The organism is Dictyobacter arantiisoli, from assembly GCF_008326305.1.
Classification (GTDB): Bacteria; Chloroflexota; Ktedonobacteria; order Ktedonobacterales; family Ktedonobacteraceae; genus Dictyobacter; species Dictyobacter arantiisoli.
In genome coordinates this window covers 101479-119964 of the sequence record NZ_BIXY01000006.1, presented here as the reverse complement: position 1 = coordinate 119964, position 18486 = coordinate 101479, and the positions used below count along the sequence as shown (strand labels likewise).

Genomic DNA, 18486 nt, shown 5'->3' with positions numbered 1-18486 from the left:
CCCGATCCTGTTCCCGCTCAAAAGGGGCTCAAGGGGCGAACAGAAGCACAAAAGCGTTGGGGACGCAACGTCATCCGATCCTCCCCCTCGTCTCTGGGTTCTGCAAAACAATGAGACACACCCACGCAATTGCTCGCCACATTGACGTAATTGCTTGCCCAATTGAGGGATGAAATCGGGACGTGTGGAGAAAATTTCGGGAGAGGTGGTGTGAGGCTTTTTCAGGCAGGTTTATGGGTCAATATGGAATTTGGGCAAAGATATGCGTCAGAAAAGATAAGAACAAATTTTCACATCAAGCTCAAAGAACTGGCGATGTTATGCGTCCAAAGTGGTGATGTTATGGTCTTTTTAACACCCTTTTTCGCAAGCTCAAAAGCCTAAAAATGTACAAAGTCGAGCTTTTAAAGTGTTTGATTCCCATCACCAGCGGGGTCTTATTGTTTGACCTGCTGGCAGGCGCATGCGCGCCTGCGCCCTTTTGAGTACCGCAGGTGCGAAAACTCATGGACAGAGATCGTGGAGAGCATGGGAATCAAACAATTTGTTTGTGGTTGGAGGTGGAATGCTGGTAGCGGGCCTAAAACGCTGAATGTTTCAACGTGCTTATTCCTCGTATCCCTGCTCGTCAAGGTGGGTGGCATAGTATTCAAGACCGCGTTTAAAGTACTGGAGCTTTTCGTCGGTGGTAGTCTCCAGCAAGTTGGTCAAAGCGAGTTCCATTGCCTCTTTGTATTGCTGTGAATTGTAGAGGGCCATCGCAAGAAAGATCTGAAGGGCCCGATTGTGCGGAAACTCTCGCACACCACGACGCAATGTCTCCACTGCTTTCTCATACTCTCCCAGCCCGCGATATGTACTTCCCAGGCCAAGTAAGGCTCTCTCCAGGCTGGGTCCTGCGAGTCCCTGGTCGAGGGCGCGCACATAGAAAGGAACAGCCTTCTTTCCAAACCCCAGATTGTCATTTACCACAGCGTTTTGGAAGGTGATCTCAGCGTCATTGGGATAGGCTGCGTTCAACTCCAGAAGGAGTGCCTGTGCTTGCTCCAGAATGGTTTGATTCTGTTTGGCTCGTCCCTCTTCGCGTAATTGAATGGCTTCGACTAAACGTTCTCGGTTCATTATTTCTCTTCGAGTCCTTTCTCGATATGTTTAATAGTTATATAGTAGCATGCATTGAGGATTATGTCTTTACCTGCTGCATGAGGAGCAGGTAATTTAAAAGAAAGCAGCCTGCAAAGCATAGCACTCTGTCATCCTTCATTTGATGGGCAGGAGTGCAGGGGATGCAATCCCATAAGTGCAAACGTAAGCGGGATTGTTAAGGGTGCAACCCTTAACCTGGGGTCCGGAGCTGTACCCCGGTCTCTCACCTCCCTCTCGCCGCCGCACGCGGCGGCGAAGAAAAGAAGAAAAAGGGGTATTTGGGGACACCCCAAACCCCGGCAAAGGGCTGGCCGCCCTTTGCAATCCCGCTTGAAAAGCCTTATGTTCGCACCTATGGGATTGCATCCCTGCATCTCTGCCCTTTAAATGATTTTCTGTTATTAAACGTGCATTGAAAACAAGACATACGAGCAGGGACTCTTACCTCGACTTTGTACATTTTTAGGCTTTTGAGCCTGAGAAAAAGGGCGAGTGCGAAGCATTTTCGAGCTCATGTTTTCAAAATCGTACAAAGTCGAGCTTATACAAAGTCAGAGTGCAGTCTGGTTTTGCGCTTTCTTCCACGTGTGAAACGTACTCTTTTGCGTAGGGGCTCCTCAGGAAATTTTTCTGGGAGGCAAGGATCAACTTGCACCTCTTTCAATCGACCAAGAACATTGAGTAGTGCTCGAACCCGGTGCTCAGGCGTTTCATAGTTTAAAAAGATCATATTTAGCTTTTTTGGTGACTCTTCCTTCCTTCTGATCTGATCATGCGATTGAAAAGGACGATTCAAGAGCCGATTTTCGCAATTAAAGTCATTGATTTTTTTATGAATTGTCTCTGTAATGGTGTGAGGAACGGAGACCAATTCTCCGTCGAATGCGATGAGGTGGAGTACACCTGGACAGGAGTTAATGCGTTGTGGTTGCAACTTCTGAGGGGAAGCTTGAATGAAAAGATAACCAGGAAAAAACGGAACATATTTAATCTCATTCTGGGGAGTTATCATTTTACCCTGGGGAGCAAAGACAACCAGCCCCAGATAATTTTCCAATGTTTGTGCGGCGTATTTCTCCATTCTTGGTTTTGAGCGTACAACGTACCAGGGATCATGATTATTTGCCATAGGAATACATGAGTCCAATGATATCCCTCCCTCTGTTGCTTTTGATAAATTCTCTACAAATGCTACATACTTTTGGAGTTACTCTGTAAATACTTGTCGGTCTGACCCGATTCTGCGACCTGTTTGATATGTAGATTGCGTTTTAGGAGAATACGGCGCATATATTGCTTGAGCAGGAGTTGATCAACAAGTGGGGCAAATCTTCCGGGTGAGCGGAATTCCAGCTCATCAACCATAAGCGTGCCCTGCTTCTCGGCAGTAAAGAGATGAGTGTGACGCAGGATCTTAAAATATCCACGGGTCAGTACATCAACAAATCTGTATGGGTGTTCCATTTCACTGATTTGAGAGGTGATGGATTGTCTGGTGCCGAAGCGTACCGATTCAGTCGTAATGGTGTCATTGAGTTCTAATAAGCCGCTCGTCACACCCGCTACCGGGGGCTCATCGTGCATGTTAACACTGCGTGAGAGGTCGAAACAAAGTTCAATCGGAGCCTGGATATAGGTTTCTACACGAATTGTCGCCATAGGTTCCTCCTTGATACTGTCTTGCTGTGTCGCTCCTCGCATAGGGAGGCGCGTGCTTGCCAATAAAGGTTGTCACCTAAACCTTTTTGGTCTCTCCAGCAAATTTGAATTCTGATCGTTAAGTGCTGTATGCAGATAGAATTATGGTTTGTTGTCGTTGCCGTAGAGTTGGGCGCAGAATGTCGTAATGGTGTGAATGACTGTTGGTTCGAATAGCAGTGTTATATGGTTGGATGCAGCTACGTCTAGCAGTTGAAAATGGGTGAAGTGTTGTGACCATTCCTGCCAGTAGTGAACATGATCGATGGAAATGTGATCGGAAACGTCTGTTAAAAAAGGTTGGAAGTCACCATAGAAAAGTTCGCCTGCATTGCGGAAATAGCAACAGGTGACGGATTGTGGATCTGGCAACGGTTGTATAATGAATTGCTCGGCGGCAAAAGCCTCTTGTATCTGTAGATTCTTCTGAAAAATGGTGTATAGTTCGTCTTCGGTTTTTGTAAGAGAGAGTCCACGGGTTCTGCCCAGGCGAATACCCTGTACCAGAAGCTCTTGTTCTGTATTCTGTTCAGATATTTCCTGTGGACGAATGAGCTTTTGGAAGAGCTTTTCAGGTTCCTGCCGAAGCCTGTTGAGCAAGGCCAGATTGATTGCCTGCACGATCTTTGTGCGAGGCGAAATAACGATCTGACGCTGACTGCCCGGGTCCAATGTATCCAACATAACCAGGGTCGAGACTTGTTGGCCCGCTACTTGAAGTTGGCGGGTAATCTCATAAGCCAGGAGTCCGCCCAGCGCGTATCCACCGACGTCGTATGGTCCCATTGGTTGCAGCATCTGAATGATGTGTATATAATAGGCTGCCATGGCCGCAATACCTTCAAGAGGAGCGTGATCAGTCTGGCGACCCCGTGCCTGAATGCCATAAAAAGGACGTGAAATCTGCTGTGCAATACTATGATAGCCCTCGACCCCACCACCATCTCCATGTAGCCATATAATGGGACGGCCCTGCGTTCTGTGGTTGAGTGCGATGAGTTCAGGATAACGTTCAGTGATAGGTGTCTCAAGATTTGTTGTAGAGACCTTTGGCACTGAAGATTGTTCACCATTGAGCAGCCGGGGAGCAGCAGATGTGGCAGAAGGTGGTTGTTCTGCTGGCGTGTGCTGTATTCTCCCATTTTTTTGCATTGGCGATTGCTCGAAGGTAGCTTGAATCCTTTGCATGACCGCAGCGTTATTGACAAAGGTTTGTTCCTGCATCTTCCATTCCTTCTCCAGAACCGAAGGAAGTTGAGCCTTGATTGTCTCAATCATGTGTGCTTTTAATAAAGTCAGTGATAGACGAGGGACCTCGGCAAGATCTCTGGCCAGTTGCTGCGCATAGGAGAGCACTTCCTTGCCTGGAACAATGGGAATTGGGGCCCCTTTGGCTTGTAACTCTGCGCCACGATAGACCTTACCAGTAAATAAGATTTCCTGAGCCAGTACAGAACCGAACTTGAGCGGAAAAATGAAGGTTGCTCCGTCACCAGGAGTGAAACCGTAGCGCATATGATTGCAGGTGTAGGTACTTTCCTTGCTCATAACTACAAAATCGCTAAATAGACCAAAGCACCAGCCACCGCCAATCGCATGTCCCTGGAGGGCTGCTATAACCGGGATCTCACAGTCCAGCAAGAGGGAGTGAAGATTAATATCGGTCATTTTTACTTTTCCCTCTTGTAGAGCCTGCAAGCCATCTTGATTTCCTCCGCAGCTAAAGTAACGCTCATAACCAGTCAGAATGACCACTTTATAGGTGCTACTGGCGCGAATGGTCTGAAAGGCTTGCATCAAACCAATGATTAAATCAACCGAAAAGGTATTTTTATTGGCCCGATCATTCATGGTGACCTGAACAATTTCAGGCGTGAAATCCACAAGATCGACAACGGGCCTTGCCTGGAGTGAGTCAATGAAATTCGCTAGTGGATGATCTCGGTTTTCTACCGTACCGAGTTCAGACAGTTCTGATGCTAGTTGTTGTGTTTTTGACGTCTCTGAGGAATGTTCCTTTGCAGATGGTGTGGGCGTTGTATTCAGCAGGGTTAGAAGGGCCTGTTCCGCATCCTCAGAACTCATTGTGCCGCTTTGTAGTGCATGAAAGATCTCTTTTGAATCCATCCAATTACTCTTTACTCTTATACTTGTTTTCTCAGTGCGCGGTGTACGATAGAGAGATTATTTGCCAAATAAGGTAGAGATGCGCTGTTTTACTTCCTGATGGTGGAAGGTTTTTTCATGCATGGCTACTTCCTGCTCGATCACGCGAGCAAGCTGATCGCGTAGTGGAGCCACCAGATGATCTTTTAGAATGCATAAAGAGTGCCGTGGTTTTTCAGCAAGTTGTTGCGCCAGATCCAGTGCATGATTCAGCACTTCGGCTTTGGGTAAGACTGTGAAAGGGATGCCACGCTTCTCCAGTTCAGCGCCACGGTAGTTGCCTGCATTGAGTAATAACTCTTCAGCAAGACTCAGACCCAATTTCTGTGGGACAATAAAAGTGGCGCCCATGCCGGGTGTAAAACCATATTTCATAAAATTTGTAGTATACACACACTCACGCCCCAGAATAACGAAGTCGGCAAACAGCCCCATTACAAAACCGCCACCAATCGCATGTCCCTGCATCGCTGCGATGACTGGAATCTGGCAATCCAGAGCCAGGCTGTAGAGACTGGTATCCGTGAATTTTTCTCGTCCTTCATAGATTGCGAGAAGTGATTCCTGCGTACCACCAGAGGCAAAGTAGCCATCATAGCCAGTAAGAACAACACACTTATAGCGTTGATTGGTGGAGATAGCGGCAAATGCCTGGAGCAAGCCATCAACTAACTGGCGGGAAAAAGTATTTTTATGAGCCCGATCTTGCATTGTTACCTGTACAATCTCAGGGGTCACTTCGTGGATGTCAAGAACTGATTGCGTCATGATTTCTCCCAGGGAAATTGTTTATGTTCAATAAACTGGAAAATACCCTCAAGAGTCTGAGGATTCGCAAACATGTCTCGATTGGCTGTCAGAGCCTGCATCTTTGATTGCTGCAGGCTATTATCCAATTGGTGCAAATAGCGCTTGTAGCTGCTAATTCCATGTTTGGACAGGTGGCGAAGACGCTGTAAATGTTTGCGTAGTAATATTGTGCTTTGTTCCTCATAGACATCAACCAGATGCCATGCATGTGCTTGTTGAACGGTCGCTGGTTGTGTCATGAGCGTCAGATAGTGAGCCTTTTGTAGTCCTACACGGCGAATCAGGAATGGGAGCACACAGGCTGGGAATAGTCCAAATAAGAGTTCAGATAAGCTGAAGACCGCCGTTTGATCGGCAAGCACGATATCACAGGCGGCCACAAAACCGACTCCGCCAGCGTTAGCTTTGCCCCGCACATGAGCAATGGTGATGTAAGGGCCGGTAGCTAATTTGAGCCAGAGATTATACAGAGGTTCGGGATCATGTTCTGTTGGCAGTCCTCTACCCACCGTATCGTGAATATCTTGAAAGTCGGCACCAAAGCAGAAGACTTCTGGGAGTCCTTCCAGGACCACTATGGTAATGTTTTCCTCACAGGCTGTGAGTACCTGCAGGCACTCTGCAATCAACTGATCATTGATGGTATTATTCGCCTGTGGACGATGCAGTTGCAAGAAACAGATGGTTCCCTGAAAGCGAACATGAATTGTCTGGTATTCCATTAGAAAAACCTGTACTCACGATGGAACTCGTGAATCCTTTCAAGGAATAAGAGCCCCTTGCCCTGAGATGTTTCAAATGCTTCAGGAAGTAAGTTCTGATCCAGTGTCACGTTGCGAGTTCCGAATTTTACAGCACCACTGCCCATCAGCAGCGTCATATATTGCTCCATATTCAAGCGATAGCGCTCATTGAGTCGCTGTCCGATCGCGAAGCGGCGTTGGAGGTCACGAGCCTGGGTTGTGATGACCCCACTGTAAAACTCTGAGCAACAGCCTGATCCGTATGAGAAGAGACCGACGCGTTTAGGGGTTGCGAATTGACCATTGTCAATGGTGCTGGCAAGCGAAAGGAGGACTGTACCACCCATAATATTGCCGACGCGCTGGCAGTAGACCAACCCCGGTGTAATGCGTTGCTGAAAGTCCTGTTCGATTTCCGCGGGTGTTGCCTTGACCATCTTCCGCATCATGCTGCGGTGTGCTCCTTTGACCATGCCGCCAAAGGGTGTATGGAACGCCAGATATTGAAATGTATCACGATAATTGACACCAGCGACACGTTTCTGATATTCCAGGTACGCATTTTCACAACAATCCAGGTAGGAGAGTAAAGAACGATCTGAGTCACCAGCCTCACCATCTGGGAGTGGTCGGCAGGTATCCATGACTTCGTAGCCGTAGTAGCCGTTGGCTCCGGCATCAACTTGAAAGACTTTAGGATTCTCACTGACCAGTACTGCGACCGCGCCTGCGCCGCTACTGGGTTCTGCATAAGACCAGTCTTCGGTCAAAGCCTCGCCGCCCTCTGCTACAATGAAGCGGGAAATATCGGTAGCTACTACCAGGGCTTTCGCGCCGGGGGAAGCCTGAGAGAGAATGAAATTGATAGCCATCTGAAAACCAGCTGTTCCGGCGTAGCAAGCGTTTTTTAATTCAAAAAGGCGGCAATTGCGATTGAGTCCCAGATAGTGATGAATATAAGTGGACATCGATTTACTGAAGTCAATACCTGATTCTGTGCAGGCAACCAGTAGTTCAATGCGATCTTTTTCTTCCGTGCTAAGCGCATCAACTATAGGTTTGGCGGCATTCACGGCAAAGGTAATTGGGTCCTCATAGGGAAGTGCGACCGCTTTTTCATGCATGAGCAGATTCTCAAAGCGTGTTGTATCCAATTTCCGATATTTAGCCAGTTCCATAACGTTCAAATAAGCCGTTCCGCCGAATACATTCATTGCTTCAATGCCAACAGCGACCAAGGTAATACCTCCTGATGTGTCGTATCCAGTTCATCGTTTTAAGCAGATAGCTGTATTTACTCCGCCGAAGCCCATACTCAACGTCAGAGCGTGTTCAATAATCTGTGGCCGCGCTTTTTCGCGTACCCAGTTACAGTCAGCTTGGATTGGTTCCTTCAGATTTCTACTGGGATGAAGTTGTTGCGCTTCCATTTGTATCAGGGTTGCAATTAACTCGACCGTGCCAGCCGCACTTAAACCGTGCCCGGTGAGTGATTTTGTTGTGTTGATGGAAGCATGCGCAAGCTGGCAATCGATGATAGCATTGATCTCTGTCTCATCGCCGATCAGGGACCCGGTGCCATGAGGATTGATATAGTCGATCTGATTGGCCGAGATGTTTGCTTGTGCCAGAGCCATTTGGATCGCACGCACCTCTCCTTGATAAGAAGGATTGGGATTGCGATTGCCGTCCATTGTCATGGCGCCTCCCAGGATACTGGCATAAGGACTGACCGAGCGTGCATGGTCTGTATTTGCACGTTCAATGACCACCGCTCCGCAGTTCTCGCCATAAATGAAACCATCGTGTTGCGCATCAAAGGGGCGACAGGCTAGATCCGGGTTATCAGCGTAACGATCACTTCCCATTGCGCCCAACGTACGTAAAGCCTGACATTCCAGATATGAGAGATCGAGCAGAGCACCTAGCGCAATACAGACATCGACCTGGCCGGTTTGTATGTTTTGCATTGCCTGCAAAATGGCTGCCTGACCACTGGCGGATGCGCTTCCGAGTGTGTAGGCACTGCCTTGAATATTGAACTGTTCGGTACAGAGTCCGCAGAGATCACTATCCATGAACGAGAAGCCAAAGGTGGGACGGAGAAAGTCGATGCGGTCGGAATAGGCTTCGTAGGTCTGAAGTAATGTTCGCTGCTGCAGATTGGAGCCGCCAACGACGAGTCCAATACGTTGAGGATCAACGGCAGCTAATTGTGCATCATTCCAGGCTTCATGGAGCGTAACCAGTGCGGCCTGGCCGGACAGCGTAAGTGTGCGCAGGAGCCGTTGGGGAAACTGCTCAGGAAAGGTGAGCGCTGGAAGTTCTGCCCCTAGAAACTCCGTGTCTTTCTGCCTGCCGGCACGTTGCATAACGCCAAAAGCATGGTGCCCTTGCATAAGAGCGGTTGTAAAGGCTGTTTTTCCTTGTCCGATGGGGGAAGTGATGCCCAGACCAGTAATGATCAAGTCGGGTAGGTGGTGATTTTTCATAGAAGCAAAACCAATCCCTTCATGATGGACAGTGAGGGGAAAAAAAGCCGAACAAAATCCCCTGACACCTTACAAGTATGGCATAACCTTTTAACAAACTAATACTAAAATGGTTAGTTTGATAATATCGATATTTTTATCGATATTGATCTTTCTATCTTCCATGTATGGTAACAAGAGTAATTAGATACACATGAACTTTACAATCACTAAGCGTTTTTGTCAAGTCTATGTTCCTTTCTGGTTATCGACTGTTCAGCGTTGTAGCGGTGTTTCCATCGCTGTGCTGACTCATTTCTTGCAGCCATTGGTTGGCCTGTTCAGCGCTGAGTACTCCTTGTTGTACCTGCCGGATTAATTCCTGCAATGATGAGGCTGACGTTATCTGAGGGCTTCCCATTGGCGCTATCTGCTCCTGTTCCAGGAATGCTGCGAAGGCCCGCAGATTGGGATAATCGTAGAGGACACTGGCTGTCAGAGACAGGTTATAGTGTTTGTTGACCGTTTGTATCCATTCCACTCCTATGATGGAATCGAGGCCAAGATCAATGAAATTGGTATCCACATCGAGCCCGGCGCGATCCATGGCCAGTGCTTCGGCGAGCAGATACGTTAGCTTCTCCAGATGCGCCGCCTGAGATGTTCTACTGGTAGATGCCGGTGGCGTAGGGATTGGTGTACTTGCATCGCTGCTTGTTGGGTGTGTATGTCGTGGTGCTTCTGTTTCTATGCTTGAGAGTTGGATGGCGGGTTGTGTATGTGACACAGCAACAGGCTGGATTGGGATTTCGGGTATGTGTTTTCCTGCTTGTACCTGTTCGTGACTCACATAGCTAGCTAATTCGCGAATAGTTGGATGTTCGTAGAGCGTTGGTGCTGAGAGTGTGAGTTGGTAGGTTTTGTTGATGGTCTGTATCCATTCCACACCAATGATGGAATCGAGGCCAAGATCAATAAAACTGGTGTCTACGTCTAGTTCATTGCTATCTATTACTAAAGCCTCAGCCAGACTCAGTAACAGCTGATGTTGAAGTTCCTCCTCTGAAGCCAGGGTTGGTAGCGCTGAAGCAGTTTGTGACTCCTCCTCACGATCCAGGGTGGGCAGTGGCTGTGGCTCTGTCTTACGAACCAGGGAGAGCGGCGTTTCTGGGAGAGTGTTTGTTGCTAGACTAATAATCGGCTTGTTTAACTGCGAATTATGGATTGCTGGAATAGCAACAGTGGGCTCCAGGGTGATTCTCTGCGGATCTATGCTGGTAGAAGGCATGAGAGGCTGTAGACGCTGAGCGGCCTGTGTTGAGTCAGGTGGCGTCGCTGAAGCCTGTGATGTTTGTGGAGCCTGTGGAGAGGATGATTGTGATGTCTGTGGAGCCTGTGCCATAGGTATGACGATAGGTGTTTCTCGGACCCAATAGTTTTCTCTGGAAAATGGATAGGTGGGGAGATGCAAGCGTACAGGTTTTCTAACACCATAGAGGTGTTTCCACGGAATTTCATAACCCTGGCAATAGAGATCCGCCAGGAGTTGCAGCGTTTCCAGATACTTGCTACTGTTTTGTGTTAAGGTGTGACTACGCTCAGTTGCATCCTGGATATATTGATACATCGCCTGATGGCCAGCAAAATCGCGGGCGACGCTACCCTGAAATAGATGAGGATGTTTTCCCTTCTGTGTCGCCTGCTGTAAGACCTGAAGTGCATCTTCATAATCCTGTACCACTATGGCACAGCGCCAGGAGAAATGCTGGCGTCCTGTCATCAATGTATAACTGAGAGCCGCGATATCCAGGTCCTGTGCGTTGCTGGTACGCATGAAGGCGAGCATATCCGCCATTCTGGTTATGAGCTTCTCTTCGGTCCTGGCAGAGAAGACCAATAGTCGGAAAGGAGGCGTATCGTTCTGTTGATCATGTATCTCTTCAGGAAGATAATCCTCTATAACCATATGTGCATTTGTGCCACTAACACCAAAAGCACTTACTGCACCCAGGCGTGGATGAGTAGGCGATGCCAGCCATGGTCGGGCTGATTTATTGACATAAAACGAGCTCTCTTCCCAGGTGATAAAGTCGTTTTCCTCTTTACAATGCAGGCTAGCTGGAATTGTATTATGGCGTAGTGCCTGGACCAATGCAATAAGGCTAACCAGACCTGAGGCTGCAAAGGTATGACCCACATTCGTTTTGGTTGAAGTCAGCGCACAGTAGCCCTGTTTCTGGGTATAGCTTTTAAAGGTATCATAGAGTGCATTAACCTCGATAGGATCTCCCAGACGCGTCCCTGTGCCATGAGCAACGATATACTCGATCTGTTCTGGATTGATCTGATATTTGTCATAAATGCTTTTAAGCAGAGCTGTTTGTGCTACACCGTTAGGGGCGGTAATTCCATTGGTTTTGCCATCATAATTGATGCCACTACCTTTAATGAGGGCGTAAATGGGGTCACCATCGGCGATAGCCTGTGAAAGGCGTTTAAGCACAACAACAGCTACTGCCTCACCAGGGACCATCCCATTGGCACGTTTATCGAAGGCGAAACAGGTGCCATCCTGCGATAACATGCCTGCCTGATTGATCGCCATAAACGTTCTCTCATAGAGGATCAGATTGACACCTGCTGCGATGGCTGTATCACACTCCTGGTTGCGCAGGCTCAAACAGGCTTCGTGAGTTGCTACCAGACCGGATGAGCAGGCGGTATTGATGGACATCACTGGCCCATGTAAATTTAAGAAATAGGCCAGACGTGCAGCCAGGATACCATCGTGGTTAGAGGTGATAGGAGCGTTGGCACCTGAGGCACCCGTTAAGAACTGATAGTCACCATTTTCTACTCCGACGAACATCGCAATTTTGTTATGGTCAATCTGCTCGGGACCGTAGCCAGCATCCTCCAGGGCGTTCCAGGCTTCCTGTAGGAGAAGTCGCTGCCGTGGATCCATAAACTCTGCTTCACGTGGTGAGATACCAAAGAAGGCTGGATCGAACTCACTTACGCCAGGAACCCAGCCGCCACGCCATGTTGCTTCTGAATGTTGTGGAAAACGTCCCGCTGGAGGCGCGCTGACTGCATCCTGCCCTTTAGATAGAATGGTCCAGAACTCGTCGATGTTACGGGCTTGCGGGAAGCGACCACTCATACCAATGATTGCAATCGGCTCTGTTGCAGGTAGCGGCGTATTCCCGGCCAGAAACCGCATCTTTTTTGATCGTTGGCGCGGCAGCTTTTTCGTCTGGGGGGAAAGTGTTTTCTCCAGGGGAATTGCTGCTGAGAGATTGTCCACGTGCTCGCTATAGAACGTATTCATCGCCTCCCTCTGTTCGGTAAGGAGATAGTTTGCCAGTCGCTCCAGAGTTGGATAGCCGAAGAACAATGCTGGAGTGATGGAGAGCCCATAGTACTGAGAAAGCACCCTGGCAAATTCGGCCAGGCTGATTGAATCAAAGCCGAAATCGGTGAGATTGGTGCTGCGATCAATGCGCTCTCGCTCTAACTTCAGCATCTGACTGATCAAATTACTGAGATCCCATTCCAGACATTGCTCGATGCGCCAACCCTTCATATGTGCCTGTCTGCCCGTTCGACCAGGATTGACTATGTGCGTTGTAGACAGATTTGGGACAGGTTCCTTATCCTGAAGACCGAGAAAGTGATTGATACGAGCGGGCTGACCGGCCAGAACCAGATACTGAGTATCAAGATCAGGCTGAGAGAGGAGTTGCTCAAAGAGTTGCAACCCCTCTGAGGATTCCAGGAAGCGTTGTCCACTGGATGCCAGATACATCTGTGTCTGTTCAGTATCACCAATATCCATGCCACCTTCTCGCCACAATGGCCAGTTGATCACCAGCGTTTTTCCAGAGCGCTTACCCTGTTGCCGCCATTGTTCACGCAGTCGACCATAGGTCATCAGGAAACGATTGCCCAGAGCATAATCCCCTGCACCAAAGTCACCAAGGATAGCTGAGGAAGAAGAGAAATAGCAGGCGAAGTCCAGTGGCTCCTGGGCGAGCAATTCGTCGAGGAGGAGTGTGCCCTGGATCTTGGGTGCCAGGATAGCTTGAAACGTGTCCCGACTCTTTTGCAAGAAGGTTTGGTGACTGGGCAGCCCGGCTGCATGGATCACGCCATGGAGAGGACCAAATCGCTCTTTACCGACACGTAGAGCTTCGCGCAGTGAGTTGGGATTGCAGACATCTGCCTGCATATAGAGCACTTTCCCCCCGGCGGCTTCTAAGGAGGCGAAAGCAGCCTGTTTTATTGCATCTAATGGTGAGCGACCGATCAAGAGCAAGCGTGCCGAGTAGGTACGCGCCAGATAAGCAGCGAAGAGTTGTCCCAGTCCACCCATGCCTCCTGTGATCAGATAGGTGCCTTTTTGACGCAAGGGGGAATTGACGTTTGGCTGCAACGAGAGCGGCTGAATGCGCAGAAGTGCAGGATGAGCATCATCTGTGTAAAAGACACTTTGTGCGCGTGGGAGTTGCAGCGATTGCCAGAGCCACTGAGTCCAGCGGATGATATTTTCTGCTGAAACTGCTGGCGCAATGATGCCTGAGAGCTGAAGTTGAGGCAGAATAATGCCAAGAGAGCGTTCGAGGCTTATCCATGCTTCCACCGCCACACGTTCCAACTCGTTGGCAAATGTCGTTCCCCAGAGTAAGCGGGTTGGTAGAGAGAGAGAAGGAGTGGGCAACGCCTGCAATAGAGAGGTTAGACAGGTGGGATCATAGCGGTAGGTAGAATCTTCCAGCGGCCAGAGATAGAAGATAGTATCGATGTGTCCATGTTCGAGGTGAAGTGCGTGTAACGCTTGTTGATAGGCAGAGGGCGATGTTGGATCTAACGTATAGTGATAAGGAGTTGGCTGTGAGAAAGAAGTGCCTTGTGTGATGAAGAGGAGGGTGCAGTTGGGCGCAAAGGCATGGAGTGCCGTGGCGAGTTCCTGTTGAGCGTGTGGATTGGAGAGGAAGCAGAGCAACGTACGAGGCACTTGTAAGGTCGGTGAGCCTGGAAGTTCTGATGTCGTTTGCCAGTGTTCTCCAAAGACCAGTAGCTCTGAAGCTGTTGCGGTATTGGCAGGAGTCTCCATAGTTTTTTCAACGCTCGGAAGTGCTAGCGCCTTCGTCATTGGGGTTTGTAGCGTGATACCCGACAGATGCAACAGGATGTTTCCATTTTCGTCGCAGAGATCAAGATCCAGTCTGGCGGGATCTGTCTGGCTTGTCTGGAGGATTGCCCACATATTGGCGCGGCAAGGACTGAAGATGGTTGCTTCCTCAACTGCTTGCAATACAGAAGGTGAAAGTGGTTGATTTGAGGACAACTGCAAGCCAGTCGAGAGCTGTAAAGCTGCCTCAAGCAGGATGGGAGGGAGGCTGATAGCGGGCCATTCCTTTAAGAGGTTCTCCGATAAAGAGAGTCTGGCTATTACCAGATCTGGCCCAATTGCTAGCGTCTCTATGACCTGTGTCAGTGCTGGAATGCTCATTCCCTTCGTTGTTAGCATTTCCGACCATTCTTGAGAAGAGAATGTCTGTGTCTGACAACGTGCCTGGATTTCGGCCAAATTACGCGCTGGCAGAGCGGGAGGAGCGTGCAATATCACATTTCCCCGGTGATAAGAAGAGAGATCTGTATCCGTAGTTGATGCCGGGGTATCTGTATAGATTTCATATAGCAGTGTGTCAGCCGATTGAGGGGTAAGGCTAATGTGGAGCGTGAATGGATCAGGGGGCAAGAATACCGGTGTATTCCATGTGAGCTGCTTAAAATAAAAGCCAGTTTGCTCTGCATCGGTATCCTTAAGTGAGTATGCCACAGCGGCCTGGGCCATTTCGAGATACGTCGTGCCAGGGAAGACGCGCTGCCCCTGCCAGTGATAGATGGGGAGGAATGACTCGTAACCCGTAAAGGTTGAGCTGAAGCGTTGCTCGGTCAAATTTGAGGTATTTTGTTGAAGTAAAGGATGCAGGAAAGATGTGGTTTGTACCCTGTTTGCCGAGGTGGTTTGAGACTCCTGACCATGTTCAGCGACCCAATAACGCTCAAGGGCAAAGGGATAGGTAGGGAGAGACAGACGCATGTATTGCTGGTTGATATCATTGGAGTCACTGGTAAATAATTGAGCGTATTCCAGACGATATCCCTGTACATACAGGTCTGCAATAGTTGTGAGTTGTTCTATGTACTCGTTTGCATCCTGTACCTGCAAGCAGTTCTGGATACACTGGTTGCCATAGCGTTTTAATGAGAGTTGCTCACGCCGTTCGTTCTCACGAACCTCTGAAAGCAGAAGCTGTTGGGTGACTTTGCCCTTCTCCAGCCAGGCTGTTAACACCTCTATAAGTTCTGTTGGCTTGCTCACAACGCAGGCCAATCGATGCTTGAAGTGTTTTCGTCCCACGAACAGCGTATAGCTCATATTGCCGCAGTCGCTTTCAGGCTCTCGACGGCAAAAAGTCACGAGTTGCTCGGCTTGCTGACGCAATTGTTCGTGGGTCTGAGCGGAGAGCACAATGAGATAGCCTGGTTTTGCACGATGGCGCCATGTGACTGCGGGGGCCTCCTCAATGACCATGTGGGCATTAGTGCCTGTTGCACCAAAAGAGCTGATGGCTGCCCGGCGTGTAGTGCCTGATGGAATTTCCCAGGGAGTCAAGTGTGTATTGACATAGAATGGGCTCTCAGAGAATTGGATGGCTGGATTGCCAGACTGAAAATGGAGCGATGGTGGAATCTGTTGATGTTTCAGAGATAGCAAGATCTTGATCAATCCAGCTACTCCAGAAGCCAATTGGGTATGTCCTAGATTGGTTTTTAGTGAACCAATGGCTGCATATGCTTTCTTCTCAGTGTAATGGCGGAAAGCACGGCTGATGGCCTGATACTCAATAGGATCGCCCAGTTTTGTACCGGTGCCATGGGCCTCCACCATCTGGATCTCCGCTGGATCTATCTGGAATGTATCATAGACATACTGCTCCAGTCGTTCCTGCGATTTAAGGCTAGGAGCAGTGATGCCATTGGTCGTACCATCCTGATTGATGCCAGAGCCACGAATAATACCGTGGATATGATCACCATCAGCCAGGGCTGCACTGAGTCGTTTAAGCACCACAACTCCGACTGCTTCTCCTGGCACCATCCCATCGGCTCGATCATCAAAAGTATAGCAGTGTCCGGTCGGTGAGAGCATACTTGCCCGGTTCGCCAGCAGATAATATTGCGGGGTTGTTTGAATATAAATACCGCCCGCCAATGCCATCTCTGTTTCGCCTGACCAGAGGCTTTGACAGGCGAGATGAATGGCGACCAGTGAACTAGAGCAGGCGGTATCGACCGTAAGAGCTGGCCCCTGTAAATCCAGATAATAAGAGATGCGTGCGGCGACTGCCGAATTTAAGGAGCCCCACAGCGCTTGAGGTGGTGGATCTCCCGCAAATAATGCTGTGTAATCACCTGCTGCACAACCGACATAGACTCCACACTGACTACCTCCGATGCTTGTGCCTGCATAGCCTGCATCCTCCAGTGCTCGCCAGGATTCCTCCAGAAAGATGCGCTGTTGCGGGTCCATATAAGTTGCTTCCATTCCTGAGATATTGAAAAAAAGAGGATCGAAAGTATCAATTTTGTCCAGGAAGCTGCCATAGTTACAATATGTGGCATCAGCAGGATAATACTGAGAGAGATCCCAGCGTTTAATGGGGTCCACCAGATCATCGCCGTTAGCCAGATGTTGCCACAATGCCTCAACATTTTCTGAGTGGGCAAAGCGACCGCTCATGCCAATGATCGCAATGGGTTCGTGTAGAGATTGGCTACTCGTGTCTGCCGCTCTTTGTAGAATATCATGTTCATGGACAATCTGGCTGGTGTCTATTTGTGAAGAAGGTGCAGGTGAAGGCGTATGATAACGTCCGTTGCTGGTTTGTCCTTGCGGGACGATTACTTCGGTATAAGTTGTTGCGATATGGCGTGCTAACAGGTTAATTGAGCTGTAGTCGAACAGATCAGTTGTTGGGAAATCGATCTGGAAAGTTTCTGAGATAGTTTTTGCCAGGTTGACACCCAGGATTGAATCAAGCCCATAATCTGCGAATGAGCTATCCAGATCGATCAGACTGCGCTCTATTTTGAGGGTTTCGGATACAGCCTCTAGTAATAATTCTTTAACATACTCTTCCGCCATCTGATCTAGAGCATTGCCAGTACTGGCAATTTTTGATCGTTGTGGCTTAGCAGGCGGAGATGAAGCTTGCTCTGTGTGCTTTGGAGCAGGGATACTGGCAGCAGGTGATTGATCGTTTACCACACGGAGCACGCCATCACTTGCGGCAACAATAATTTGTTGTCCCAACGCATGTGACTCTGCGGCAGGGAAAAATATTGAATGGAAACCTTCCTTATCCAGGACCTGTTGCCAGGTATCAGGTGCTAGAGCGGGACAGCCTGGAATGCGTAAAGCGGGATCTTCATATGACCACCAACCCTCCAAAAGGCCGAAGGTCAGGTGAGTAAACAGCGAATTGTTGCTAATCTCATTCAGTAAAAGTAATCCATTTTTGCGCAGAAGGGCTTTAGCATTATTCACGGTACGTTTGATATTATGCGTTGCATGTAAGACATTTGCCGCAATCACAATATCGTAGTTTCCTACTTTGATCTCCTGGCGTGCCGGTGGGTTTTCTACATTGAAGAGAGCGTATGTGATATATGGATAGCTGGGCGAGAATGTTTTTTCGGCATAGTGAAGAAAAGCTTTAGAAATATCCGTGAAGCAGTATTCTTTGATATGCGTCTGATATGGCTGTAGCTTTTTAAAGAGAATCGTACTCGTTCCTCCGCTCCCCGCACCGATTTCAAGGATGCGAATTTCTGCAACTGGATCTTGCTGTAACAATTCTTCCAGAGCAAGGATGAGCGTCTGAGCCAGGACATCATTAAAATAGTCCGCTACGACGTTGTTTTTATAGATACCCTCCACCAGTTGTAGCGAGGCATGTGGGAACATAATGTCAGTGGCCAGCTTTTTTCGAGTCAGGATAGCGGGCAGGCTGCGGAGCATGGTCTCAACGAGTTGAATATGAGCCCTGGTATCAGGATTAGATTGCCAGACTATCTTCTGTTGTTCCCACTCCTGCCAGAGCGCGTCATGATCAAGAGGCGTGCTATCCAACACTGTATAGGTATCTCTATCCTCATTATAGCTGAGATAGCCTGCTTGAGCCAGAAAGGCAAGACTCGCTATCAGCCATTGTGTATAGGTCTCGTGTATTCCATGGCTGCTCGTAAGATCAGTAATACTGCCCCGGGTATGCGTAAATAGTCCACTATAGCGCAACTGCCCCCATAGCAATTTGCTCAGAACCTGGTCCATCTGCTCCATCAGTCATTCTCCTTTTATTGCTACCCTGGAAAGCAGC

At 48.8% G+C, this 18486-nt stretch carries 9 protein-coding genes; all 9 read right to left on the bottom strand.

Going from position 1 to position 18486, the window contains the following annotated elements; translation table 11 throughout:
- Positions 1 to 606 precede the first annotated feature (606 nt).
- Positions 607 to 1122, bottom strand: coding sequence for a tetratricopeptide repeat protein (locus tag F1593_RS03645; protein WP_149400189.1), 516 nt, complete (start codon positions 1120 to 1122; stop codon positions 607 to 609).
- 565 nt (positions 1123 to 1687) lie between these two features.
- Positions 1688 to 2275 (bottom strand): transcription termination/antitermination protein NusG, encoded by a 588-nt coding sequence (gene nusG / locus F1593_RS03640; RefSeq protein WP_149400188.1) that lies wholly within the window; start codon positions 2273 to 2275, stop codon positions 1688 to 1690.
- A 62-nt stretch (positions 2276 to 2337) separates the two neighbouring features.
- Positions 2338 to 2805 carry an SRPBCC family protein gene (locus F1593_RS03635; RefSeq protein ID WP_149400187.1) on the bottom strand — a complete coding sequence of 156 codons (468 nt, stop codon included), beginning with the start codon at positions 2803 to 2805 and terminating at the stop codon, positions 2338 to 2340.
- Positions 2806 to 2946: 141 nt separating this feature from the next.
- Positions 2947 to 4971: a polyketide synthase gene (locus F1593_RS28165; RefSeq protein WP_172631837.1), complete on the bottom strand. Its 2025-nt coding sequence runs from the start codon at positions 4969 to 4971 to the stop codon at positions 2947 to 2949.
- Positions 4972 to 5028: 57 nt separating this feature from the next.
- The gene (locus F1593_RS03625) at positions 5029 to 5778 is read right to left on the bottom strand and encodes a polyketide synthase (RefSeq protein WP_149400186.1); all 750 of its coding nucleotides are present in this window, start codon (positions 5776 to 5778) and stop codon (positions 5029 to 5031) included.
- On the bottom strand, positions 5775 to 6542 hold the full coding sequence (locus tag F1593_RS03620; protein ID WP_149400185.1) for an enoyl-CoA hydratase/isomerase: 768 nt from the start codon (positions 6540 to 6542) through the stop codon (positions 5775 to 5777). The genes F1593_RS03625 and F1593_RS03620 overlap by 4 nt, the downstream gene beginning before the upstream one ends.
- Positions 6542 to 7801, bottom strand: a complete 1260-nt coding sequence (locus tag F1593_RS03615) for a hydroxymethylglutaryl-CoA synthase family protein (protein ID WP_149400184.1) — start codon at positions 7799 to 7801, stop codon at positions 6542 to 6544. The genes F1593_RS03620 and F1593_RS03615 overlap by 1 nt, the downstream gene beginning before the upstream one ends.
- Before the next feature lie 30 nt (positions 7802 to 7831).
- Complete coding sequence (locus F1593_RS03610; protein ID WP_149400183.1) at positions 7832 to 9055, bottom strand: beta-ketoacyl synthase N-terminal-like domain-containing protein; 1224 nt, start codon at positions 9053 to 9055, stop codon at positions 7832 to 7834.
- Between the two features lie 244 nt (positions 9056 to 9299).
- Complete coding sequence (locus F1593_RS03605; protein ID WP_149400182.1) at positions 9300 to 18449, bottom strand: SDR family NAD(P)-dependent oxidoreductase; 9150 nt, start codon at positions 18447 to 18449, stop codon at positions 9300 to 9302.
- Positions 18450 to 18486: the final 37 nt, after the last annotated feature.